At 37.4% G+C, this 23,224-nt stretch carries 24 protein-coding genes; 12 read left to right on the forward strand and 12 right to left on the reverse strand.

Features of this window, described 5'->3' with window-relative positions:
• The first annotated feature begins 44 nt into the window (after nt 1-44).
• Nucleotides 45-1,409: a TrkH family potassium uptake protein gene (locus KFZ58_RS07990; RefSeq protein WP_235794275.1), complete on the forward strand. Its 1,365-nt coding sequence runs from the start codon at nt 45-47 to the stop codon at nt 1,407-1,409.
• A gap of 448 nt (nt 1,410-1,857) precedes the next feature.
• Here KFZ58_RS07990 and lepB read toward each other — a convergent pair whose 3' ends face one another.
• A complete protein-coding gene (gene lepB / locus KFZ58_RS07995) occupies nt 1,858-2,391 on the reverse strand; it encodes a signal peptidase I (RefSeq protein ID WP_370642497.1) in 534 nt (177 codons plus the stop codon).
• Between the two features lie 216 nt (nt 2,392-2,607).
• On the opposite strand from lepB, the gene KFZ58_RS08000 reads away from it, so the two are divergent.
• Together KFZ58_RS08000 and KFZ58_RS08005 are read left to right on the forward strand one after the other, a co-directional pair.
• A complete protein-coding gene (locus KFZ58_RS08000) occupies nt 2,608-2,775 on the forward strand; it encodes an aspartyl-phosphate phosphatase Spo0E family protein (protein ID WP_235794277.1) in 168 nt (55 codons plus the stop codon).
• Between the two features lie 282 nt (nt 2,776-3,057).
• Nucleotides 3,058-3,204, forward strand: coding sequence for an FbpB family small basic protein (locus KFZ58_RS08005; RefSeq protein WP_235794278.1), 147 nt, complete (start codon nt 3,058-3,060; stop codon nt 3,202-3,204).
• On the opposite strand, the gene KFZ58_RS08010 is transcribed toward KFZ58_RS08005, so the two are convergent.
• The 8 genes from KFZ58_RS08010 to KFZ58_RS08045 form a co-directional block, all read right to left on the reverse strand.
• A complete protein-coding gene (locus KFZ58_RS08010) occupies nt 3,201-4,094 on the reverse strand; it encodes a DMT family transporter (RefSeq protein WP_235794279.1) in 894 nt (297 codons plus the stop codon). The genes KFZ58_RS08005 and KFZ58_RS08010 overlap by 4 nt on opposite strands.
• A 521-nt stretch (nt 4,095-4,615) precedes the next feature.
• The gene (locus KFZ58_RS08015; protein ID WP_235794280.1) at nt 4,616-4,831 is read right to left on the reverse strand and encodes a hypothetical protein; all 216 of its coding nucleotides are present in this window, start codon (nt 4,829-4,831) and stop codon (nt 4,616-4,618) included.
• A 57-nt stretch (nt 4,832-4,888) separates the two neighbouring features.
• Entirely contained in the window at nt 4,889-5,368 is a 480-nt protein-coding gene (locus tag KFZ58_RS08020; protein WP_235794281.1) for a YkyB family protein, read from the reverse strand.
• 612 nt (nt 5,369-5,980) lie between these two features.
• Entirely contained in the window at nt 5,981-6,307 is a 327-nt protein-coding gene (locus tag KFZ58_RS08025; protein ID WP_235794282.1) for a hypothetical protein, read from the reverse strand.
• Between the two features lie 24 nt (nt 6,308-6,331).
• A complete protein-coding gene (locus tag KFZ58_RS08030; protein ID WP_235794283.1) occupies nt 6,332-6,904 on the reverse strand; it encodes an SCO family protein in 573 nt (190 codons plus the stop codon).
• 114 nt (nt 6,905-7,018) lie between these two features.
• The gene (locus KFZ58_RS08035; RefSeq protein ID WP_235794284.1) at nt 7,019-7,873 is read right to left on the reverse strand and encodes a metallophosphoesterase; all 855 of its coding nucleotides are present in this window, start codon (nt 7,871-7,873) and stop codon (nt 7,019-7,021) included.
• A gap of 138 nt (nt 7,874-8,011) precedes the next feature.
• Complete coding sequence (locus KFZ58_RS08040; protein WP_235794285.1) at nt 8,012-8,917, reverse strand: cation diffusion facilitator family transporter; 906 nt, start codon at nt 8,915-8,917, stop codon at nt 8,012-8,014.
• 16 nt (nt 8,918-8,933) lie between these two features.
• On the reverse strand, nt 8,934-9,236 hold the full coding sequence (locus tag KFZ58_RS08045; protein ID WP_235794286.1) for an ArsR/SmtB family transcription factor: 303 nt from the start codon (nt 9,234-9,236) through the stop codon (nt 8,934-8,936).
• A 217-nt stretch (nt 9,237-9,453) separates the two neighbouring features.
• On the opposite strand from KFZ58_RS08045, the gene cbpB reads away from it, so the two are divergent.
• From cbpB to KFZ58_RS08075, 6 genes are all read left to right on the forward strand, one after another.
• The gene (gene cbpB / locus KFZ58_RS08050; RefSeq protein WP_235794287.1) at nt 9,454-9,897 is read left to right on the forward strand and encodes a cyclic-di-AMP-binding protein CbpB; all 444 of its coding nucleotides are present in this window, start codon (nt 9,454-9,456) and stop codon (nt 9,895-9,897) included.
• A 136-nt stretch (nt 9,898-10,033) separates the two neighbouring features.
• Nucleotides 10,034-10,276, forward strand: coding sequence for a YkuS family protein (locus tag KFZ58_RS08055; RefSeq protein WP_235794288.1), 243 nt, complete (start codon nt 10,034-10,036; stop codon nt 10,274-10,276).
• A 99-nt stretch (nt 10,277-10,375) separates the two neighbouring features.
• Nucleotides 10,376-10,819 (forward strand): redoxin domain-containing protein, encoded by a 444-nt coding sequence (locus KFZ58_RS08060; RefSeq protein ID WP_235794289.1) that lies wholly within the window; start codon nt 10,376-10,378, stop codon nt 10,817-10,819.
• Between the two features lie 187 nt (nt 10,820-11,006).
• Complete coding sequence (locus KFZ58_RS08065; protein ID WP_235794290.1) at nt 11,007-12,755, forward strand: ABC transporter ATP-binding protein; 1,749 nt, start codon at nt 11,007-11,009, stop codon at nt 12,753-12,755.
• A 117-nt stretch (nt 12,756-12,872) separates the two neighbouring features.
• On the forward strand, nt 12,873-14,603 hold the full coding sequence (locus KFZ58_RS08070; protein WP_370642498.1) for an ABC transporter ATP-binding protein: 1,731 nt from the start codon (nt 12,873-12,875) through the stop codon (nt 14,601-14,603).
• A 95-nt stretch (nt 14,604-14,698) separates the two neighbouring features.
• Nucleotides 14,699-15,364, forward strand: coding sequence for a potassium channel family protein (locus KFZ58_RS08075; RefSeq protein WP_235794291.1), 666 nt, complete (start codon nt 14,699-14,701; stop codon nt 15,362-15,364).
• 423 nt (nt 15,365-15,787) lie between these two features.
• Here KFZ58_RS08075 and rnjA read toward each other — a convergent pair whose 3' ends face one another.
• On the reverse strand, nt 15,788-17,455 hold the full coding sequence (rnjA, locus tag KFZ58_RS08080; protein ID WP_235794292.1) for a ribonuclease J1: 1,668 nt from the start codon (nt 17,453-17,455) through the stop codon (nt 15,788-15,790).
• Between the two features lie 4 nt (nt 17,456-17,459).
• Nucleotides 17,460-17,669: a DNA-dependent RNA polymerase subunit epsilon gene (locus KFZ58_RS08085; RefSeq protein WP_235794293.1), complete on the reverse strand. Its 210-nt coding sequence runs from the start codon at nt 17,667-17,669 to the stop codon at nt 17,460-17,462.
• A 497-nt stretch (nt 17,670-18,166) separates the two neighbouring features.
• On the opposite strand from KFZ58_RS08085, the gene KFZ58_RS08090 reads away from it, so the two are divergent.
• Both KFZ58_RS08090 and ltrA read left to right on the forward strand, forming a co-directional pair.
• Nucleotides 18,167-18,940 carry a Cof-type HAD-IIB family hydrolase gene (locus tag KFZ58_RS08090; RefSeq protein WP_235794294.1) on the forward strand — a complete coding sequence of 258 codons (774 nt, stop codon included), beginning with the start codon at nt 18,167-18,169 and terminating at the stop codon, nt 18,938-18,940.
• A gap of 1,181 nt (nt 18,941-20,121) precedes the next feature.
• On the forward strand, nt 20,122-21,288 hold the full coding sequence (ltrA, locus tag KFZ58_RS08095) for a group II intron reverse transcriptase/maturase (RefSeq protein ID WP_235794295.1): 1,167 nt from the start codon (nt 20,122-20,124) through the stop codon (nt 21,286-21,288).
• A gap of 132 nt (nt 21,289-21,420) precedes the next feature.
• On the opposite strand, the gene def is transcribed toward ltrA, so the two are convergent.
• Nucleotides 21,421-21,972 carry a peptide deformylase gene (gene def / locus KFZ58_RS08100; RefSeq protein ID WP_235794296.1) on the reverse strand — a complete coding sequence of 184 codons (552 nt, stop codon included), beginning with the start codon at nt 21,970-21,972 and terminating at the stop codon, nt 21,421-21,423.
• 162 nt (nt 21,973-22,134) lie between these two features.
• Here def and KFZ58_RS08105 point away from each other — a divergent pair, with 162 nt between their 5' ends.
• On the forward strand, nt 22,135-22,836 hold the full coding sequence (locus tag KFZ58_RS08105) for a YkyA family protein (protein WP_235794297.1): 702 nt from the start codon (nt 22,135-22,137) through the stop codon (nt 22,834-22,836).
• Nucleotides 22,837-23,224 lie beyond the last annotated feature (388 nt).

The following is a 23,224-nucleotide window of genomic DNA, read 5'->3' on the forward strand; positions in this document are numbered from 1 at the left end:
TGATTTTTTCCATTAATTATTATGAGCTGTAAGGAGAAATATATATGAACCATCGATATCCATTTTCTCAGTGGATAAATAAACTCTCACCTGTACAGATTTTATTGATTTTTTATTTTATCACTGTTATTTTATCAACTGTAATTTTGTCCTTCCCTGTCAACTATCAGGAAGATGCAAATATTCCGTTTATCGATATTCTTTTTACAGCAGTAAGCGCATTAAGTGTTACCGGATTAAGTACCATAGTAATTACGGACACACTCAGCACAACTGGTATTATCGTCCTTGCATTTATTATGCAGTTGGGTGCAGTAGGGGTTATGGCAATCGGTACTTTTATTTGGCTTCTTTTAGGTAAGAAAATTGGCTTGAAAGAACGTCGTTTAATTATGACAGACCAAAATCAAACTTCTTTTGAAGGCATGGTTCGATTGATTAAACAAATCGTTTATTTATTATTAACGGTCGAATTGATTAGTTTTTTAATATTGGGAACTTATTATCTGCAGTATTTTCCAACTGTGGGAGAAGCTTATTTGCAAGGTTTCTTTGGAACGATAAGTGCTGTATCAAATGGTGGATTTGATATTACAGGAGAGTCGTTAGTTCTATTTAAAGATGATTACTTCGTACAGTTAATAAACATGATCCTAATTATTTTTGGTGCTATTGGTTTCCCAGTTCTAATTGAATTAAAAGAATATATTTTATCAAAAATCGGCAAACGAGGAAAAATGCGATTCAGTTTGTTTACAAAAGTTACGACTACTACTTTTCTAATACTGATCGTCACAGGTACTATCTTTATTTACTTACTCGATGTCGGAAATTTTTTTACAGGAAAATCATGGCATGAATCATTGTTTTATGCATTATTTCAATCGGTAACAACAAGAAGTGGTGGCCTTGCCACAATGGATGTCAGTCAGCTGACAGAGCAAAATCATCTGTTTATGTCTTTTTTAATGTTTATCGGAGCATCTCCCAGCAGTGCGGGCGGTGGTATTCGAACAACAACTTTTGCTCTTGTAGTCATTTTTATCATTACATTTGCTAGAGGCAGAAGAAGCATTCGTATTTTTAATCGGGAAGTATATGAGGAAGACTTGTTGAAAGCTGTCACCGTTGCCTTACTGGCGATTGTACTTGTATTTAGCTCTATTATACTTATCTCGGTTGCAGAGCCATTTTCCTTAAGCCAAATTCTCTTTGAAGTCACATCAGCTTTTGGAACTGTAGGTCTTTCTCTTGGTATAACAAGTGAATTGTCTGCATTTAGTAAGATTATCCTTATGTTTCTCATGTTTATTGGCAGGGTTGGTATAATCACGATTTTATTCATATTTAAAAGGAATAAAAAAAGCGGAAATTACCATTATCCAAAAGAAAAAATGATCATCGGCTAATTTGTTTATATTGTTAGATCATATATTACTTTATTTAGGGGAAGGATCTTGGTATGATAGTAGGGAGGAATATTATATTTTCTAGAGATGTTCTAAACGGTACATAGATAATATGAAGGAGGTCACGCTCATGTGGGAGATTGCTTTCGGAGTTGTTTGTTTAGGAATAATCGTTTTGAATGTAGGTTACTGCCTTTTTGATAGAGAATAGTAGAACAAAGGCGAAAGCGCCCAGTTATAGTCGGCCTTCCTTTAGCCTAGCGAACCGATGTTGACTTATCGTAGTGAGGAATGTGAAGTTTGGGGCTGCGCTAAATGCTCGCCCCACCGTAAAGATTTGCTGGGTGCTGGAGCCGGATGAAGCTTATTTGGCTATTAATTTATCCACACACATCAAAATTTTATAATTTCCTAGAATAGAAAGAAGGGTCGGACAAACACCCGACCCTTATCTTGTCTTGCCCCATTCACTGAATGGATATATGATAAATTCAGACCTTCCAATAATTTCATCTTCTGCAATAAATCCCAAACCATTCCTGCTGTCTTTACTTAACCCGCGATTGTCTCCCATTACAAAGTAAGAGTCACTAGGTATTTGAATGGGACCTGTACTACCAGTTCGTTGTAAGTCCTCTTCATTTAAAAATCTTTGCTGATACTTCTCGCCGTTAATAAATAACGCACTGTCATTTATTTCAATTGTTTCACCAGGTAAGCCAATGACACGCTTCACATAATTTTTCGAAGGTCTTTGAATGATGACAACATCTCCACGTTCAGGTTCATCAAGTAGGTAAACCGCCTTATTAACGATTACTCTTTCACCGCTTTCTAGCGTTGGCTCCATACTTTCTCCTTCAACGATCGAAGTGGCAAATATAAAGGTTCGTAAAATGAAAGCTATTATGATAGCAATAATAATCGCCTTTGCCCATTCGAGCCATTCGTTTTTCTTTTTCGCTTCAGCCAACAGATACATCCTTTCTTTAGACAACTTGCCAATCGTTAAAGCCTGTACTTATTAAACATTCCTATCTTCCAAAAAAGATATTTCAATACTATATTATCATAGTGAACACAAGGATTCTAGGGATAAAACTTCGTTGTAGGCTGAACATTAGATAAGGCTTGTCATTATCTGTTTACCTGTGCTAAAGTAAAGAAAAAACTTGAGGAGGTACTAAATTTAATTATAATGTATCCTGAAGATAAACTTTTAAAACGAATAGAATTTTTGCGCCAACAGATGACTGAAGTTGCAACGGAAAAGGGCTTTACCCACATTGATTCCATTGAACTCAGTCAGGAATTGGATCTATTATTGAACCACTATGATACGATGAAACAAAGTCGAACAGATTAGTTTATAACTTAGTATCTAGCATATTGCTATAAGCTTGTCTAATGCTAGGTTTTCCTTCTATACAATGCTTTCCTGTACATCCAACCCTATATTTTTCAATCATTCTTAATCATAATTTTATAGTTTTAATGATTTGTACGTTTTATGCCGAAGACTATGTGTTTAAGCCCCAAATTAAATATAATATAAAAATTTCATAAAATGTTCAAACAATTGTAACCTATAAGGAGGAAAAATAGGGTATACTAGTACTAAAGGATAAAAAAAGGAGTGTATTATATTATGAGACCAAAGTCATTAAACTTTGAACAACTCGTTCAGCAAAATAAAAGGGAACTATTGGATGATGAAAAAAGCCTTTCCCAATTAGAAATGAGACTGGACAAAAAGCAGGCAGATGCAACAGAAAAAACGCCGGAACGACATTAAGTCGCTCCTGCGTTTTTTGTATGTGGTTTCACCTGAATGATCACGACCGCGCCAATAATTAAAGCCTTTCCCACCATCTGGATAAACGTAAACGCCTCCTGGAAAATAAAAACACCGATAAACGTTGCTACAACGGGTTCAATTGTCGTTAAGATAGAAGCTTTTGATGCTTCCGTCTGCTGCAGTCCATAGGTGTAAATGATATACGCAAATGCTGTTGGCAGGAATCCGAGTCCGAATGCATAAAACAATACAGTCGGATCTGCAAGCAAATGAGCCTTTTCCTGGTATGGAAAAAAAGGCAATAAAGCAACTGCTGCGACGATAAATGTGTACGTTGTGATACTTAAACTTGTGTATTTTTTCAATGCAAATTTACTAAAGATGCTGTATAGCGCATAACCAATTCCTGATCCAAGTCCAAATAAAATGCTGCTAATCTGAAGTGCTTGTAAGTTCAGTGGAATTACCCCAACAACCAAGCAAGTACCAAACAACGTAATTATTAGGGCAATTATTTTTATCCTTGTCAGGGGTTCTTTAAATAGAAAAAAAGACATAATTGTTACAAAAGCCGGTGCTGTATAAAGTAATGCTGTTGCAACAGGGATTGTAGATAATTCCATTGCTGTAAACATGCAATAATTAAAAAAGATGATGCTTAAAATGCCTGTACCTAAAAAGTATCTTATATCTTTTGGTGTATGTAGATTCAACTTTTTGGGTGAGACGATAACTAAATAGAGTAATAATAAAATGGCAGAAGACCACGCCCTTAGTGTAACGACCTCCATAGGTGTAAACCCAAATGCATATAAATTCTTCACGTACCAGCCAATGGTCCCCCACAAACCAGCACCAATAATTATGAATAAAAAAGCTTTATTCAACGTATCATACCACCCTTTTTATGCTTTAAGCTGATTATATCAAATAAATGACAAAATTAGGATATATGAACGTATATTTGAAATAATAAATGTTGAGACTATAACTAAATGTAGTCGGAGTGTGGAATAGGGGAGAATATATGTTTATAGGAAGTTGGATTAATTTATCGCGGCTTACACCTTTAGGAATAAAGGAAGAGCATATCTACTTTTTGATTATAGCCATAGGAATAATAATTAGCTATGTCTTCGTACAACCTTTTATTAAATGGTTTGTAGCGAACCGGTCTGCTAAATTACTAAGTTATATTATTAGCAGCTTATTGGTTATTGTTAGTTGTTTTGTAGTGGTTTTATTCATAGGAGACTTACATCATTTACGGATTAATTTGTTGAAAATCACATTACAAACCTTAGCTGTTTTTGGGGTTGTACTTATCTTATTCTATAGTTACCGGCGATTTATTAAGAAAATAAATTAGAAAAGCGTATGCATGAAAGCGATACGCTTTTTAAAGTTATTACTTTCCGTCTTTCACATCTAGTTCATTCTGCAAATTCTCCAACCAGCGGAATACTGGATGAAATATTTCTTCAGGTGAATCTAAACGCTCTGGTGCTGCGTCCATAACCAGCTTTTTTTCTGATTCAGATAATTTTTCATAATGATCTTTTAACTTATGCGTTTGTCCCGCATATCCTTTTAGTTCAGACATGAAGGCGTTAAGTTCTATCATGTAAAGTCCTCCTTTTACTAGTATAATACCTTCCTATAGGAGGATTGAAACGTGATACTAATAATTTCGATGTGTTTTCTTTGGTGGCCATTCCATTTTCCCTAATGAGGATGGGGTGAAATAGGAAGAAGTATGCCTTTTTCTGGGCACGGAAGCATTCCTTTTCTCCTTTGGTTTCCAGTCGATATAACGATAGACTATTTTCTTAGCTTGTGATAAGGACATCTTTGTTTGTGGATTACGGTAATTATGATCAAGTGAACCTAAATGTTCAAGCTCTTTGAAGTCTTCCTTTGCTGGAGGTATATGAAAATAATAACTGTCTACTTTTACAAGCAGGGTGGAGTGCTGATTACTTAATTTTGGCTGGTCCGAGAAATGGAGTCCTACTTTTGTAGCTCGTTTTTCCTTCAACAGGCGGTTGATTGCTTCTTTTTTTATAAAATATAAATGTTGAGGCTCAGGTGCCGTTTTTGCATGACGGTTAATGGTAAACAAAGCTTTCGCAAGATCACTTAACTGGATATTCTCCTTCATTGTTTTTCCTCCTTTTCTATCATATTCATAATGCTTGTCTTTATCCTATCGTAAAGCCTGTCCAAGTGCAAATGTTTTTTAATAAGGCTCTTTTCGTAAGTATTTTTGCCTTTAAATCTTCGCGGTTGATATAAAAGACGATATAAGTGCTTGTTGATTTCCGCTGCGGACCGTTGCTTTCCGCGGGCACGGCTTCAGCCTCCTCGGAAGAAAACCACTTCCTGCGGGGTCTTCAGACTCGTGCTTTTCCCGCAGGAGTCAACGGTCCTCCGCTCCAATCAACCATCAAAAGTGGGTAGCTGCTGTTTAATTAAACAGGAAGTAAATAAATGTGATGAAGTCGTAAAACAGTACAGCACTAGCGGAGGAAATACATGGAGACTCCGGCGGGAGGAAAGGCATAGGTGAGACCCCGAAGTGCGATAGCACGAGGGGGCTCACCAGCCGCCCGCGGAAAGCGAAATGTATTTCCGCAGCGGGTAATAAGAAGCATCCTTAATTTTAAGTTACGTCGTCTTTTATTTCTATTGTGCCAAAAGCAACAATCTTTTAGTAAACAGTCTCTAATAAAGAAGAGCAGAAATATATATTTCTGCTCTTCTTTAGCTAGCTCTAAATATTATCCCATTTTTTATCTAAAATGCCTATATCCTTAAGGAGACTAACAACAAGTGAGTCCTGTTCGCTTTCGAAGGCGTCCTCTGTACACGCGCCATTAGCTTCATAGTTTAGGTCTTCTGCATCTTGCAATTCGGCATCTTCAAGAAAATTTGTCGGATCAGATTGTTCAAAACAGGACGGTGCAATATAAGTGCTTTTATTATGTTCAAGAATAATTCTTGTGTCGGCAGAGGGGTGGGTCTTTTTAGGAATAGTAAACCCGGCAATAAGAATGATACCTATTAAAACCAATACAAGAATCAATGTCTTCTTTTTCATGCGGAAACTCCTTTGCAGCAATTTCTATAATACAGCTTTTAAGTCCTCAGCTATTACTTCCATTTCACTGGAATCCACGCCATTGTACTGTTTAATGACTTCCCCTTCCGGATTAACCAGGAAGAAACTGGTTCCATGGGTTACTTGATCTGAATCAGATGGTGGTTCTGCTACCATTGAACGAAATGATGTGATGGAAAATTCCTTAATGGTCTCAAAGTCATACCCTGTCAAAAATGTCCAGTTACTTAAATCAGCATCGTATTCATTAGCATACTCTTTCAATACTTCAGGTGTATCATATTCCGGATCAACACTGAAAGAAACAAGTTGTGCATCAAGATTCTCTTCCTCCATAATTGACTGTAAACTGGACATATTTGATGTCATCGGGAGGCAAACGGTGGTACAATTCGTGAAAACAAAATCCGCTACCCACCATTCTCCTTCTAAATCATCAAGACTTAATGTCCCGTTATCCTGTGTTGTAAACTCAAAATCTGCCACATCTTCAGACATATTTGTCTCAATATCTTCTCCACAGGCAACAAGAAATAGGACTAAACCACCTAATATTAAAATCTGGAATCGCTTCATGTTCACCCTACCTTTCTACGTAAGCCTTTATTTTGCTTTAGATACAGTATAACACTAGAATAAATGTTTTAAATCGACATATCTATGACAATTTGTCAGCATAGACTACTTGCTTCAGGTTACACTATTTAATGTGAATACATGAATTTCAGGTCTGCATAAAAAACGATAAGGCAGTCGAGTTGTTCCGATACCGCGATTGACATATAGTGAGAGTCTTTCATTATCGAAGGTGTACTTACCTTCTACATATTTTTGCGCATATAGTGGTGTGTGCAAATGGCCGATAAACGGAAACCGAACTTGTCCACCATGGCTATGTCCCGATAATTGAATATCCACAGGAAAATTCGCCGTTGTATCCGCATAATCCGGCTCATGTGCCAGCAAAATAGTAAATAGATCGGAATTAACTTGATGCAGGGTTGTGTTCAAGTCCGGATGACCAAGCATGACATCATCTATACCAGCTAATACGATGTGTTCGTTATCCTTTTCAATAATGGAATGACTATTTATTAATAGGTTAAAATTAGCTTGATCCATTACATCCTTAACTATTTCAGTACCATAACCACCATGGTCATGATTACCGTATATCCAGTATTTCCCATGTGAAGCGTTTAATTTGTTTAATAGTTCCGTTAGATTATCACTCCAATGGTAATTAAAGGGGTTATCGACAAGATCCCCTGTAAACACAATTAAATCTGGTTCAAGTGCGTTAATTTCCGCTACTAATTCATTAAATTGTTCGAGTGTGTAATGAAAACCGATGTGTGTATCGGAGAATTGTACGATTTTGAAATTATGAAATAAAGCTGGAATCTTATTAGATGTAATATTATTTTCATTTATATGAAGCAATGACGGTTCAATTTCCCGGGCGTAATAGTATGTACCGCCACTTAGACCAACAAGTGCTAAAAAACTGCCAAGTGCTTTCTTCAAGAACGTTCGTCTGTTCATTATTGTCAAACCTTTCTATAACCTCATACATGAAGCTAATAAGATTATAGCACGAATAAGGGCAAAAATATTGGCGAAAAAATATAATCATAATTATCGGGAAATTGCTCAACTTCTATGACGCCTTTAATTCAATATCTAATCACAGTAATCAGATTCATTATGGATGGATGCGTTTAACCCCTCCATTTGTATGGTGCAATGGGAAATATTAAAATTGACTTTCAGTATTTCATTGATTTTTTGTAGTAAACGATCCCGGTCAACTGTATCATCGACAATTACATGGCAGCTCATTGCAGGGAATTCAGATGTAATGGACCACACATGGAGATCATGGACATCTTTCACACCATCTAACCTGGATAAGTTTTCGATTATGTTATCCATGTTTATATGGTCAGGTTTTCCTTCCATTAAAATGTGGATGGCATCTTTCGTAATCCTGAATCCTGAGATGATAATCAGACATGCTACAATAACACTTGCAATCGGGTCAGCAACGTTCCAGTTAAATAAGAAAATAAGAATACCTGCAATTAGTGCTCCAACTGAGCCAAGTAAGTCACCAAATACATGAAGCAGTGCGCTTCTAATATTTAAATTTTCCTTGGAATCACCACGCATTAACATCCAGGCGACAATGATGTTAACTACCAATCCGATAAATGCAATAATCATCATACTTGCACTTACCGTGGGAGGGTCTGAAAATCGATGAAATGCCTCATAGAAAATATATATAGATATTGCTATTAGCGTTATTCCATTAATAAACGCGGCAATGATTTCAAAACGCCTGTATCCGTATGTTTTATCCTGGGTTGCCTTTTTCTCGCCAACCTTAAACGCGAGCAGACTTAATCCGAGTGCTGCTGCATCACTTAACATATGCCCAGCATCTGACAGGAGAGCAAGGCTATTCGTTAGAAATCCACCAATTGCTTCTACAATCATAAATGTAAATATTAATATAAAACTCACGGATAAAACGCGGGTGTTGCTTGTATGATGAGAATGATCGTGACTATGATTATGTCCCATGAAAAAGGTCTACCTCCTAACGCGTGTGCTTTGCATGTTCAATTGTCTGCTTTAGTAAATTCATCACATGATGATCATCAGGGGAATAGAAATATTTTGTTTTATCACGTCTATTTTTAACCAATCGCATCTGTTTTAAATATTTTAGTTGATGAGAAATAGTGGATTGGTTCATTTCCAATAGATTTGCGATCTCACTTACCGAACATTCTTGATGATAAAGCAAATGCAGGATTTTAATTCGTGTTGGATCGGATAATGCTTTGAATGTTTGTGAGATAGTGTCGATTAAATTTTCATCAATAGGATCATACGTCAATTATCTCAGCTCCTATATAATATGCTCATATGCACATATTATAATGTAATTTTTAAAGTAGGTCAATATCATAATTTAAAAGAGATGTTTCTTTCTATGATATATGGTAAAATAAAATGTAGATATGTATAGGTAAGCGGTTTCTTTTTAAAGATTTTGACAAATGAAATGCGATAAAAATGTATGAAAAGAGTTTAAATAGGGGGCGTTTTTTGTTATGAGTATAACACAGGATAATCAATTGACAGATATAGCCGTTGGTGATGTAATGATCGATTCGGATAAAGTTGCGCATGTACAAGTGAACAATCCGTTAGAACATGCGTTGTTAGTGTTGATTAAAACTGGTTACTCCGCTGTGCCTGTTTTAGACGCATCTTATAAATTAGTAGGCACTATCGGAATGACAAGCATTTTAAATCAAATATTAGGACTGGAACATATTGAATTTGAGAAGCTTTCTGATATACGCGTTGATGAAGTAATGAATGATGATATACCCTGCTTATTAAAAGAGGATACCTTTTTGAACGGGATGAATGCTGTTATCAATCATTCGTTTGTTTGCGTTGCGGATAAAGAAGGGTATTTTGATGGTATTCTAACCAGAAGAGCAATTTTAAAACGGTTAAAACGAGATATATACACATCAAAATCCTAAACAGTCTTAGCCCTTATAAGCATTCAGGGAAGGGTTTTAATTTGCATGCAAACTTTACTTTGTCAAAGTGTGTTGTATAACTTTTCCCTCTATACAGAGACTAAATATGAATATTCATATTTAGGGAGGTTAAAGGATGGCGCGTATTGGAGTAGAAGGGGCATTAACGGATGTGAAAGAGGCATTAATGGAAATGGGGCATGAAGTAGTTGAGTTGCGTTCACCGGAAGATGCGGCTTATTGCGATTGCTGTATCATAACCGGTCAGGATAAAGATATGACAGGAATAGCAACAACAAGTATCGCAGGTCCGGTTATAAATGCTACAGGTCAAAATGCAGATGATATCTGTCAAATGGTGAATGAAAAATTATCTTAACCTCAAGAAACGTTAATCATAAATCTGAATATGATAAAGAAGCTGGGTCAACATTCATGGATTCAGCTTCTTTTTTAATATCAAGGAAGGGGTGTAAAAATGAAATTAAGAGACCAAATGCCTGAATTAGATGGAGGAACGGACTGGTTAAATAGTAGACCATTAGAGAAAAAGGACATAATCGGAGATAAACCTACATTAATTCATTTCTGGTCTGTAAGCTGTGATTCATGTAAAAAAGATATGCCTAAAGTGAATACATTCAGAGATGCCTATAGTGATGAGTTGAATATAATAGCAGTTCATATGCCGCGTTCCGAAAGTGATCTCAATCTTGATCAGATACGCAGCGTCGCCAAAGAACAAGAGATTTCACAGCCAATAATCATAGACACTGAGCATAAATTAACAAATGCTTTTCGCACGAGATATGTTCCTGCATATTATTTATTTGATCATGAAGGAAAACTAAGACATTTTCAGGGCGGTAATGGTGGAGGTATAAATATGCTGAGAAAACGAATAAATCGTGTTCTAGGCTAGTACAAATTGATAGGAATTTTAACAACTGCGCTTGCTAAATGAGCAAGCGTATTTTTATGTTTTCTTTTCAATATAAGAAATAGAAAAAAGTTTAAAAAATTTAGTGAAAACAGTGGATATTTATTTCGAAAACCGTTATATTAGTAATTGTGCATTGTGCAAAAACATCATTTGGGGAGGGAATGTGATGAATACATTAAAAAAGTTAAAAGGATTTTACATGCCATATATACGGTACTTCTTTTGGTCCATATTCTTTTTGATTTTTGTAACCGCTATTACAGTTGTATACCCAATCGTATTACAACAAACGATTGATAATGTTGTATTGGCTGATCAATACTATCTGATACCGTATATCGCAGTTATATTTTTTGTGTTAATGGCTATCAAAGCTGTTTCTTCTTTTTCTTTTCAATATTTAGGAGACCTATTTGGGATCACAGCAGTTTATAAGCTACGTGAGGCCTTGTATGGAAAATTACAGACCTTATCATTTAAATATTATGACAATGCGAAAACCGGTGATTTAATGTCACGGTTAACAGCAGATGTGGAAATGTTCCGCAACTTTCTGTCATTTGGCTTTGCAGACCTGATACAAGCGACATTGTTGTTTGTAAGCAGTATTATCGTTATGTCTTTTTACTCCATTCCACTTACCATTGTGACAATGGCTGCAATGCCCTTCTTAATTATTGTTGTATATCGATTTGACAGGCGGGTTCATCCGGCTTTTCGCTCAATCAGAAAATCTTTCGGAAGATTAAACACTCGTGTACAAGAAAATATCAGTGGTATGAATACGGTAAAGTCATTATCCAGAGAGGATTTTGAGATTGGCAGGTTTTCAAACAGTAACCAAAATTACCGGCAAAATTATTTAACGACGTCCGGGATTTGGGCAAAATATTTTCCATTAATGGAGTTTATCGGCAATATTTGTGTGGTTGCACTACTGGCATTTGGAGGATATCTAGTTATCAATGGAAATCTAGCATTAGGTGAGTTAGTTGCATTTTTTAGCTTGGTTTGGTATATGATGAATCCGCTTATGAACCTTGGCTTTATTATTAACCAATTTTCACAGGCAAAAGCTTCTGGAGAGCGACTTTTAGAAATCTTGGATGCAAGGGAGGATATTGTTGAAAAAGAGAATGCAATCGACAGGGCAATAGAGGGCCATGTAACATTTAAAGATGTAACATTGACATACACAACGGACGATGATGCGGCATTAAAGGATATCAGTTTTGATGCACCTTCTGGAAAGGTTGTTGGATTAATAGGTGCTACAGGTTCTGGGAAAACAAGTATTACGCAGTTGATTACCCGTTTTTATGAAGCGGAAAAAGGAGAAGTCCTGGTTGATAGAAGACCAGTTTCTGATTATAAATTAAAAACGCTTCGAAAATATATTGGATTTGTCCTGCAGGAAGCCTTTTTATTTTCCACGTCTATTCGGGAAAATATAAGATATGGAAATCCGAATATGCCAGAGGAAAAAATCATCGATGCAGCAAAAAGAGCACAGGCACATGATTTTATTATGGAAATGCCACAAGGATATGACACTATGCTTGGGGAACGCGGGATGGGGCTCTCCGGAGGTCAAAAACAGCGTATAGCCATCGCTCGAGCTATTTGTATCAATCCAAGTATTTTGATACTTGATGATGCAACTTCAGCAGTGGATATGGAAACAGAATTTTCCATTCAAAAGGCTTTAAAAGAAGTCATGAAAGACAGAACATCATTTATTATTGCTCATCGAATTTCATCATTAAAACACGCAGATGAAATATTGGTCTTAGATGAAGGAGAAGTAACAGAGCGGGGGACACATGCGGAGCTACTTAAAAATAATGGCCCTTACGCACGAATATATAATATCCAATATCAGGACAGGGAAGCTATTATGGATCCAGCAAATTAATAAAGGTATGGAGGGATACTTGTGGGTCTTGCAGCAAAACAAGAAAAAAGTCGCCATCTCAAGCGGTTTCATTATACAGTCGATCAGGCGATTGAAAAGCCGTTTAACTGGAAACAAATGATTCGTCTGCTCAACTATTTAAAACCTTATTCAAAAACCTATCTTCCCGGTGCGGTAATTGCCATGCTAATATCTACCGCTGTACGTTTAACAGTGCCTATTCTAATCGGAAAAGTCGCCATTGATATCGTTATTTTTAATGAGGATCTAGGCATGCTTACCTATCTTGTTATAGGGATAGGGATTTTATATTTACTGAGTTATGTAGGAAATACATTTCGTATTAAATGGGTAAATCTACTGGGACAGAATGTTATTTATGATTTGCGGCAGCATTTATTTTCACATGTACAGCGGCTGTCACATCGTTTTTTTGATTCACGGTCAGCGGGTTCTATTTTGGTTCGAATTATGAATGATATTAATTCACTGCAAGAGCTTTTTACGAATGGGATCATTAATTTATTGATGGATACAGTGATGCTGACGGGTATTATGGTTGTTTTATTTGTGTTAAGCCCGGAACTTGCTCTGGCAGTTCTGATTGTATTGCCGCTTATGTTTTTTATTTCCACAAAGTTAAGAAGAACGATCCGACGGTCATGGCAGGAAGTACGTATCCAGCAATCCAGATTAAATTCACATTTGAATGAAGGGCTTCAGGGTATACGTATTACACAATCCTTTTCCCAGGAAAGGGAGAATGCTGAATTCTTTAATGGGATAAATGAAGACTACTTTCAACGATTCCGAATAGCAACAAAGAAAAGCGCCATGTTTGGTCCACTTGTGGAAATATGTAACGCCATAGGAACAATTATCCTTATTGCGTATGGAGCCTATTTAATTTTGAGTGGTAATATTCAGGTGGGTACATTTGTAACCTTTGCCTTCTTCTTGGGGATGTTCTGGGAGCCGATTTCCAGACTTGGACAAATGTATAATCAGTTATTAATGGCGATGGCTTCATCTGAACGTATATTTGAATTTCTGGATGAACAACCAAATGTGAAAGAAAAAGAAAATGCATACACATTTACAGATATGAAGGGTCACATTGAATTTGATCATGTGGAATTTTCTTATGATGCGGATCGCGTCGCTTTACATGAAATTTCCCTCGATATTAAACAGGGTCAAACGATCGCTCTTGTTGGTCATACTGGCAGCGGGAAGTCAACAATAGCAAATTTAATCAGTCGCTTTTACGATCCAACAAAAGGTTCAATTAAAGTTGATGGATATGATTTAAAAGATGTTAAAGTAGATAGTTTACGCCAAAAAATCAGTGTCGTTTTGCAAGATACATTTATTTTTTCCGGAACGATTATGGAAAATATTCGATTTGGCAGGCCGGATGCTACCGACCAGGAAGTGATGGATGCTGCAATCGTTGTAGGGGCAGACGACTTTATTCAGCGACTGGCAGATGAGTATGAAACGGAAGTGGAGGAGAGGGGGAACGTACTATCAGCAGGGGAGCGTCAATTATTATCATTTGCAAGAGCATTGCTTGCTAATCCTAGTATCTTGATTTTGGATGAAGCTACAGCAAGTATTGACACGGAAACGGAAGTAAAAATTCAAGCAGCCTTAACGAAGCTCTTAAAAGGGAGAACAGCCATAATTATTGCACATCGCTTATCAACTATTAGGGAATCGGATAATATTTTTGTATTGGAAAATGGCAAAATCCTGGAAAACGGTAACCACGCGGAGTTAATGGCACAACGTGGAGAATACTTTGGTTTAATCAAGTCACAATTTCAAATGCTAGATGCAATATAAAAAGATAGCAACTTTCTGACACGAAGGTTGCCCTCTTTTCATCCTCTCATGTATGATAAACATAGTTCGTAAAGCAGTTAGATGGAGGAATAGCTATGAAACAGGAATTCGCGGTTATTGGATTAGGGCGATTTGGTGGTAGTATTTGCCAGGAACTAAGCAGGGAAGGGATGCAGGTACTAGCCATTGATAATGATGAAGAAAAAGTGAATGAATTTAAAAATATAGCGTCACATGCAGTCATTGCTGATTCAACGGATGAAGCTGCTCTGAAAGAAATAGGTATTAAAAATATTGATCATGTTATTGTAGCTATTGGAGAGAATATTCAGGCAAGCATTTTAACTGCCGTAATATTAACTGATTTAGATATAAAAAGAATAACAGTAAAAGCTCAAAATGATTATCATGAAAAGATTTTAAATAAAATCGGCATCGATGAGGTTGTACATCCGGAACGAGATATGGGAAAGCGTATCGCCCATCATATATTTTCCAACAACATTATGGATTATATCGAATTATCGGATGATCATAGTATTGTGGAAGTGAAAGCTGGAAGGAAAATGGCAGGAAAAACATTAGTGGATCTTGATATCCGAGCAAATTATGGATGTAACATAGTAGCAATTAGACAAGGAGAGGAAATTAATGTATCCCCACGAGCTGACGAGGTATTGAAGGATGAGGATATTCTTATTGTAATAGGTGCAGATAAAGACATATCCCGGTTTGAGAAACATCTTGTCATTGATAATTAAGTTTTCGTAAGCATTGTTGCTTTTAAATCGTCGGAGTTGATATAAAAGACGACGTAGTGATAATTCCTTTGCAAACGCTGGTTGAGAGCAGGGATTCGCTCCGGAAACACATTTCGCGCACCTTAGGGCGGCTGGTGAGCCTCCTTGTGCTAGCGCACTGCGGAGTCTCACCGAGGCCTTTCCTCCCGCAGGAGTCTCCATGTGTTTCCTCCGCTAATATTGTGTTTACTGCCTTTAAATTGCATTAGTAATCAATATTCAAAACATAACCACCTCACCAGTTCGGGCGAGCGAAGGACCGTTGACTCCTGCTCAGAACGAATGTTTTCGGTGGGACGAACCTTTGGTGCAGTCCCAATCTTTTAGAAAACAGCCATCATTAAAAAGACATTGCTGGTATTTATTTTACCAGCAATGTCTTCTTTATATTTCCATTATAATCGGCAGTACCATTGGCCTGCGTTTAGTTTTGTCATGAAGAAATGGTGCTATTGTGTCGGTTATTTCATTTTTGATTTCTGACCATTGAGTCGTTCTTCTTTCCATCACTTTTTCCAAGTGGGCAGAAACCTTTTTCTGTGCTTCATTTATCAAGTCTTCTGATTCTCTCATATAAACAAATCCCCGTGAGATAATATCCGGACCTGAAGCAATTTTAAATTCCTTCATGTTGATGCTTACAACAACAATAACCAAGCCTTCTTCAGATAAAATGCGACGATCGCGAAGTACGATATTTCCAATATCACCAATACCACTACCATCAACATATATCGACCCGGAAGGAATTTTTCCGGCTATTATTGCATTATCTTTCCCCAGTGCCAGTACATCACCATTATCCATAACAAATGAATGGGTTGGATCAATACCTGTTGCGTCCGAAAGCTTTAAATGTTCTTTCAGCATTCTGTATTCACCATGAATTGGCATGAAATATTTCGGTTGCATAAGGCGAAGCATCAGTTTTTGATCCTCCTGCGTTCCATGCCCTGATGTGTGGATATTACTTAAGGGACCATGAACAACTTCTGCGCCACCACGATACAATTTATTAATTGTCCTACCAACACTAACTGCATTTCCCGGGATTGGTGATGAAGAAAATACAACAGTGTCCCCAGGTATCATTTGTATCTGTCTGTGTGTGCCATTTGCAATACGGGAAAGAGCTGCCATTGGCTCACCTTGGGATCCTGTACAGAGAATTGTTACTTCCTGTGCAGGGAGACGGTTGATTTGATTTGGCTCAATGAATGTATCTTTAGGAGCTTGAATGTAGCCCAGCTCCTGGCCGAGATTGATTGCTGACTCCATGCTGCGGCCAAACACAGCAACTTTACGATTGTGCTTCACGGCAGCTTCTATAACCTGCTGAAGCCGGTAAATATTGGAGGCAAACGTTGCAAAAATTAATCTGCCGTCAACCCGGCCAAAAATATCATTAATATTTTCCCCAACCACTTTTTCCGACATAGTGTAGCCCGGAATTTCACTGTTTGTACTATCTGAAAGCAAGCAAAGTACGCCTTCTTTGCCTATTTCAGCCATTTTTGTCAGATTGGCCGGTTCGCCAACAGGGGTGAAATCAAATTTAAAATCACCGGTGTGAACAATATTTCCAGGAGGTGTTTTAACAACAATGCCATAGGAATCGGGAATACTGTGCGTTGTACGGAAAAAGCTGACAGAAGTTTTACGGAATTTAATAACATCATCTTCTTGAATTGTATTTAATTTAGCATTTCTTAATAAACCATGTTCATCCAATTTGTTTTTAATTAAACCGAGCGCGAGTTTTCCAGCATAAATTGGTACATTAATTTCACGTAAGAGATATGGAATACCTCCAATGTGATCTTCATGTCCATGTGTTACGAATAATCCTTTTATTTTATCTTGGTTTTGTACTAGATAGCTATAATCTGGGATGACATAGTCGATGCCGAGTAATTCGTCTTCAGGAAATTTCATGCCTGCATCGATTAAAATTATTTCATCCTGAAATTGTACGGCATACGTGTTTTTCCCTATTTCACCTAGCCCACCTAGTGCAAATACGGCTGTTTGATCATTTTTCACAAACTTCATCTATTTACACATTCTCCGTAGTGAAATTCTCGGATTGCTTTTCGTAATTTAAATGTGCTTCATTTAATACATGGATATACTCGATATTTAACTCGCGATCGCTTAATTTATTGCGTACCTCACGTTCAGATTCTGCTTCTACATATAAACTCTTTGTGCGTTCGCGAACAGGAACTTCATGTGGTAATTCTTGAAATAATACTTTATAAATCATTTCATCTCTCCTTAATTTCATTTTCTATTGTATTTACAATTTTTAAGATGGCTAAAGGCAAGCATGTTCTCAAAAGACAAAACGTACCTTTAGCTTGAATGTTATTTATTTAAAGATTCCGTATTTAAAAGGCTTCCGTAAAATGTGTTTCCGTAACATAGCTATATATTCAATGGTACCTTGTTGTTGTGATTGGTTTTATCAATGGTTGTCTTTTTCACAAGTTGTAGGTACACGTCCTTGGCCTAAAAAGTCCTTCCAGCGTTTCTTTAGCTTTTCTCTTAGGCGTTTTAGCATGTGGACACACATCTCCTTCCTGAAAATTTAAGAAAAGCAACAAAAAACGTTCAACCGATCCAATCCCTCTTATCTATAGTATAGTACGATTGGAGGGAAATTGAAATAATAATACTTCATTTGTACGAAAAATTTATTATTACCCCTATTTTTTACAGAGAAGTGATTCTTATACTAAAATGATGGGAGGAGGAGATGGAATGAATAAAAAGATTGTCTTTTTTGATATTGATGGCACACTTTTGGATCATGATAAAAAAATTCCCTTATCAACAAAACAAGCTATTGAAAAGTTGAAACAAAATGGGGTGTATGTCGCAATAGCAACAGGCCGGGCACCGTTTATGTTTGAAGATATTCGAAAGGAATTGGGTATTGAATCATTTGTTAGTTTTAACGGCCAATATGTTGTTTTTGAAGGAGAAACCATTTACAACAATCCACTGGGACAGGAAGAACTTGCTATGCTTTATGAAAACGCAAGGGAACGGAATTATCCCATGGTTTTTATGGATGAGAAATATATGCGAGCATCTGAGGGAGATCATCCTCAGATCACAAAAAGTATGGATAGTCTGCATTTTGATTACCCGGAAGTTGATCCGGACTTTTTTAAAGTTAACACAATATATCAGGCATTATTATTTTGTGAAGTGAACCAAGAGAAACCTTTTATCCAAAATCATGGGTCATTGGAATTTGTTAGATGGCATGAATACTCTTGTGATGTGTTGCCTGGTGGGGGATCAAAAGCTGTAGGTGTTAAAAAACTGATAGAAGCAAGTGGTTTACATATCGACGATTCCTACAGTTTTGGTGATGCGATGAATGATATGGAAATGACTTCTGAGGTAGGTACAGGTGTAGTGATGGGAAATGGGGCGCCTCAGCTCAAACAAATAGCGGATTATATTACGGATGATGTGGAAAATGACGGCATTGCTAAAGGGCTGAGGAGGCTCGGGTTAATTTAAAAATAAAGCTACTTTCTAAAATATTGGGACTGCACCAAAGGTTCGTCCCACCGAAGACATTTGTTGCTTTTGACACAAAAGATATAGAATGCGACGTTTCTTGATATGATTGTTAATCCACCGCTCCGGTAATACACTTCGCTTTCCGCGGGCAGCTGCTGAGCCCTCCTCGTGCTGGCGCACTGCGGGGTCTCACCTAGGCCTCTGCTCCCGAACGGCGATTATAGCAAATACGTATAGCAAACAGTAACTACGTCGCAGTTTATATCAACTACGAAGTTTTAAAAGCAGTAATACTGAAAAGAGCTAAAAATAAAAACAACAGCTACTTCTCCAGGTAGCTGTTGTTTTGTGTGCCCTACTGTTGCACAATCTAGGTGGTTCAAATCCACCCGTTAACTTTTCCCTTTAAAGTAACGTAGCCGAAGTAGATATCCTCCCTCCGATTTGGAGAAGGATGGACAGGGTGTCCTCTGTGAAGAGGAATCTGAAAGGTCTGCAGGCAAATTCCAGCCCGGAACAGTGTGTGAACCAGAGGTGGCGGCGATGTCGGGTGACCCGCCAAGATAACGGGGAAGCCTATGTAAAGCATATCCTGCAGGAAAACTAGTAAAGGGAAACGACCTGTTGGGCGCATCGACGTGATTAGGGTCAGGATGGATGGAATAGAATGTGTAATTACTGGGGGAAGCACTGTAGACTCCTATCGGTAAATATCGATAGGTAGGGGAGGTATAATCTAAAAAGGGAAAGCCGAACCGATGGTACTGCAGGTGGCGGATGGCTCCGTAGTAGTGATGAAATCCGAGCCGATGAATGCTGGTGACAGTTTGGAGGGGAAAACTCGGATGAGTGGATGCATGATGTCATCCAACCCATAGCGTAATCAAAAGTTACGATATGGAGGTGAAGGGACCTGCTTCGTCAACATTGTGAATGGAAGTGAGTGGGAAACGTAACGCCTTAAATGAGAGTAGGTTCATCAAGAGGGGAAATGTCCCGCCGAACATGAACAGTCATGTAAGGATACAGGTGAACTGGCGACCTGAGTATATCGTAAGGGATAGGAGCGATTGGTTTAACCTAGACACGTAATTCCTTGCGGTGGAATGAGAAAGGAATCGTTTCTTGTAGCGACTATAAGACCAATGTGGTGAGTAAGCGCGAAGGTGGTGATAAAAATGCGACCAAAGCGTAAATACTATTCAATTATTGACAAGGTCTATCGTATGACCAACTTGCACGAGGCCTGGAATGCCGTCAAGGCAAATAAAGGAAGTGCAGGAGTGGACGGAGAAACCATCCAATGGTTTGAGGCACAATTAAGCCAGAATCTCACAGAGATTCAGCGTCTGATAAGAGAAAAACGTTATCGATCTGAACCTGTGCTTCGCCACTATATTGAAAAGGATAATGGGAAAGAACGTCCGCTTGGGATTCCTACAGTTAGAGATCGAATTGTCCAACAAGCAGTCAGACAAATGATTGAACCCTTGTTTGACCGTGAGTTCTATAGGCACAGCTACGGATTCAGAAAAGGACATTCGCAACATCAAGCGCTGGATACAGTGAAAAGGGCTAAACAAAGTGGATATGAATATGTAGTGGATCTGGATATTCAATCGTATTTTGATACGATTCCACATGACCAGCTCATGGAGAAGATTAAAACTAAAATTGCCGATGGACGAGTGCTTGACCTCATTGAAATGTGGTTAAAAGCAGGTGTCATGGAAGATGATCAGTTGTATGACACAACAGTCGGCTCTCCGCAGGGCGGTGTCATCAGTCCACTTATTGCGAACGTATATTTGGATGAATTCGACTGGAAAATGAATCAACAAGGGTTTCCAGTTGTGCGTTTTGCGGATGACGCGATTGTATTCTGTAAGACAAAAACAAAAGCTGAACGTGCCTATAAAGCAGCTAAAGGAATCCTAGAAGATCATCTTAAACTCACGATGCATCCTGAAAAGACGAAAGTTGTTCATTTTGACGAAGGTTTTCGGTTTCTAGGCTTTGATTTTTGGAAAGATTACATGGTACTTCCAGAGGAAAGGGTCAGAAAGTATAAGGATAAAATAAGAATTTTATCCAGAAGGCAACAGGGGAAAAGCCTTGAAGAGATGATTCGCAAATTGAATGAAGTAATTCGTGGATTTGCCAACTATTTCAAAATCGGTAATGTGAAGAAAAAGTTCACCCGACTGGATGAATGGATTCGAATGAGAGTTCGATCCTATATGAGGAAAAAGAGATCAATGGAATCCAATTGGCGCATACCAAACAAAGCATTGACACAAGCTGGACTACTCTCATTGGTTGACTTATTCACCAACCGTTCCTAATTCGCGAGTGAAATAAGGAAACAAACTCACTCCCGGAAATGGGGAACTGACGGAGTGAAAGCCGTATGCGGGAAATCCGCATGTGCGGTTTGACGAGAGGTCGGAGGGTGAAAGCCCTCCTCCTACTCTACTTCATTCAATTGGTTTTGCGTTCTCCGGTACTGCGAATGGATCATCTTTATTGATATGATCGTAAAACATAATGCCATTGGTATGATCAATCTCATGCTGAAAAATAATGGCAGGATATCCTTTTAATCGTAATTTTAAGGGGTTGCCATCCATATCGGTTGCTCTTACCGTAATACGTGCATGACGTGGAACAAACCCATCGACATTCCGATCAACAGAGAGGCATCCTTCGCCACTTGATAAATATGCTTTTTCAACCGAATGACTAATGATCTTCGGATTAACTAATCCATAATTGTAAAGTTTACCATTAGAATCTTCGAAGTGGATGGCTGCTAGTCGCTTATTAATGCCCAATTGTGAAGCGGCTAATCCGACGCCTGCTCTCAGGTCATACTTTTCAGCTGTTTCTTCATCCTGACTATTTTTTAAAAATGCAATCATATCATTTAATAATTGTCTATTCTCATCGCTTAAAGGAACTTCCACCTCATCTGCCATTGTCACTAAAGATGGGTGGCCTTCGCGAACAATATCTTTCATTGTTATCATAACAATCACTCCTTATACTCACATCAATATCTATTTTATCATAACTAGAGCTTATATTTCATAAATTTTCTACACGACAAGCTAAAAATTGATGCTATTTTTATACAGTTTTGTGTTATACTATGAAAAGTAAATCATGGAGTTAGGAATTAGGAGGTAAGTATGCGTATCCCTTTAAAAAAATCAATCATTATTCTTTCAATCAGCTTAAGTACAATCTTAGCTGGATGTAGTGGAGAATCAACGGAACAACAAATACATAATCATTTGGAAGAGGCTGTTTCATTAGAAGAAGGATTTGAACAACAGCAAGAGGAAATCACCGAATTAGAAAAGCAGGAACAGGAATTATATAGCCAACTTATTGATTTAGGCACGGATGAATTTGACCAAATTCAAGAAATTTCCCAGCAGGCTATTGATATCGTTGACCAACGATCGGAAAAAATAGAGTTGGAAAAAGAGAGTATTGATGCATCTCAAGAAGAATTCAATCAGGTTTCAGACTTGATTGAAGATCTTGAAGAAGAAGAGACCAAAGCCAAAGCGGAGGAAATGTATAATGTAATGGATAATCGTTATACTGCTTATGATGATTTGTATACGGCATATACTGAATCTTTGGAATTGGAAAGAGAATTGTACACCATGCTGCAGCAGGAAGATTTGGAACAGGAAACGTTAACAGATCATATTAACACCATAAATGAAAGTTATCAGCAAGTACTTGAAGCGAATGAACAATTTAATGAATATACGGTTGAATATAATGCCTTAAAACAGGAATTTTATGAATTAGCTGGTATAGATGTAGAATATGAAGAGAATCCGGCCGGTGATGAGGACGAAGGAACGTCTGAATAAATATGTAATTGTAAGGGAAGAAATAATCAATTGATTATTTCTTCCCTTTTTTAGTTTGTTATCAAAAATGGTACAGTTTTACGATTTGAGTATAACAGAACAGGATGTTACTTTCACATTGTATTAGAACACTTTTGTAAAAATAAACTATCTAATACAAAGTATTTGACCAAATATACTTTATGGGATAGAATTTAACTAGATTAAAAATTGTACTAATAAATTTCGCTTAAATTATGTAACAGATATATATAAGCAAATCCATTATGTGATTGATGAATAGGTAAAAAGGGTACATTAATAATAGGTGAAAATGGTACAGATTTTTTTCTTATTTGGGAAGGCTAGTAAAGAAAACTTTAAAAATGGATATAAAGAAAGGAAGAGG

Source organism: Virgibacillus sp. NKC19-16, assembly GCF_021560035.1.
Lineage (GTDB): Bacteria > Bacillota > Bacilli > Bacillales > Amphibacillaceae > Virgibacillus_L > Virgibacillus_L salidurans.

What these genes read in the sequence shown, in the direction of transcription:
- KFZ58_RS07990 (WP_235794275.1), top strand. Translation starts at nt 45, where the DNA reads ATGAACCATCGATATCCATTTTCTCAGTGGATAAATAAACTCTCACCT.
- lepB (WP_370642497.1), bottom strand. Translation starts at nt 2,391, where the DNA reads ATGTATCTGTTGGCTGAAGCGAAAAAGAAAAACGAATGGCTCGAATGG.
- KFZ58_RS08000 (WP_235794277.1), top strand. Translation starts at nt 2,608, where the DNA reads ATGTATCCTGAAGATAAACTTTTAAAACGAATAGAATTTTTGCGCCAA.
- KFZ58_RS08005 (WP_235794278.1), top strand. Translation starts at nt 3,058, where the DNA reads ATGAGACCAAAGTCATTAAACTTTGAACAACTCGTTCAGCAAAATAAA.
- KFZ58_RS08015 (WP_235794280.1), bottom strand. Translation starts at nt 4,831, where the DNA reads ATGATAGAACTTAACGCCTTCATGTCTGAACTAAAAGGATATGCGGGA.
- KFZ58_RS08020 (WP_235794281.1), bottom strand. Translation starts at nt 5,368, where the DNA reads ATGAAGGAGAATATCCAGTTAAGTGATCTTGCGAAAGCTTTGTTTACC.
- KFZ58_RS08025 (WP_235794282.1), bottom strand. Translation starts at nt 6,307, where the DNA reads ATGAAAAAGAAGACATTGATTCTTGTATTGGTTTTAATAGGTATCATT.
- KFZ58_RS08030 (WP_235794283.1), bottom strand. Translation starts at nt 6,904, where the DNA reads ATGAAGCGATTCCAGATTTTAATATTAGGTGGTTTAGTCCTATTTCTT.
- KFZ58_RS08035 (WP_235794284.1), bottom strand. Translation starts at nt 7,873, where the DNA reads ATGAACAGACGAACGTTCTTGAAGAAAGCACTTGGCAGTTTTTTAGCA.
- KFZ58_RS08040 (WP_235794285.1), bottom strand. Translation starts at nt 8,917, where the DNA reads ATGGGACATAATCATAGTCACGATCATTCTCATCATACAAGCAACACC.
- cbpB (WP_235794287.1), top strand. Translation starts at nt 9,454, where the DNA reads ATGAGTATAACACAGGATAATCAATTGACAGATATAGCCGTTGGTGAT.
- KFZ58_RS08055 (WP_235794288.1), top strand. Translation starts at nt 10,034, where the DNA reads ATGGCGCGTATTGGAGTAGAAGGGGCATTAACGGATGTGAAAGAGGCA.
- KFZ58_RS08060 (WP_235794289.1), top strand. Translation starts at nt 10,376, where the DNA reads ATGAAATTAAGAGACCAAATGCCTGAATTAGATGGAGGAACGGACTGG.
- KFZ58_RS08065 (WP_235794290.1), top strand. Translation starts at nt 11,007, where the DNA reads ATGAATACATTAAAAAAGTTAAAAGGATTTTACATGCCATATATACGG.
- KFZ58_RS08070 (WP_370642498.1), top strand. Translation starts at nt 12,873, where the DNA reads ATGATTCGTCTGCTCAACTATTTAAAACCTTATTCAAAAACCTATCTT.
- KFZ58_RS08075 (WP_235794291.1), top strand. Translation starts at nt 14,699, where the DNA reads ATGAAACAGGAATTCGCGGTTATTGGATTAGGGCGATTTGGTGGTAGT.
- rnjA (WP_235794292.1), bottom strand. Translation starts at nt 17,455, where the DNA reads ATGAAGTTTGTGAAAAATGATCAAACAGCCGTATTTGCACTAGGTGGG.
- KFZ58_RS08085 (WP_235794293.1), bottom strand. Translation starts at nt 17,669, where the DNA reads ATGATTTATAAAGTATTATTTCAAGAATTACCACATGAAGTTCCTGTT.
- KFZ58_RS08090 (WP_235794294.1), top strand. Translation starts at nt 18,167, where the DNA reads ATGAATAAAAAGATTGTCTTTTTTGATATTGATGGCACACTTTTGGAT.
- ltrA (WP_235794295.1), top strand. Translation starts at nt 20,122, where the DNA reads ATGCGACCAAAGCGTAAATACTATTCAATTATTGACAAGGTCTATCGT.
- def (WP_235794296.1), bottom strand. Translation starts at nt 21,972, where the DNA reads ATGATAACAATGAAAGATATTGTTCGCGAAGGCCACCCATCTTTAGTG.
- KFZ58_RS08105 (WP_235794297.1), top strand. Translation starts at nt 22,135, where the DNA reads ATGCGTATCCCTTTAAAAAAATCAATCATTATTCTTTCAATCAGCTTA.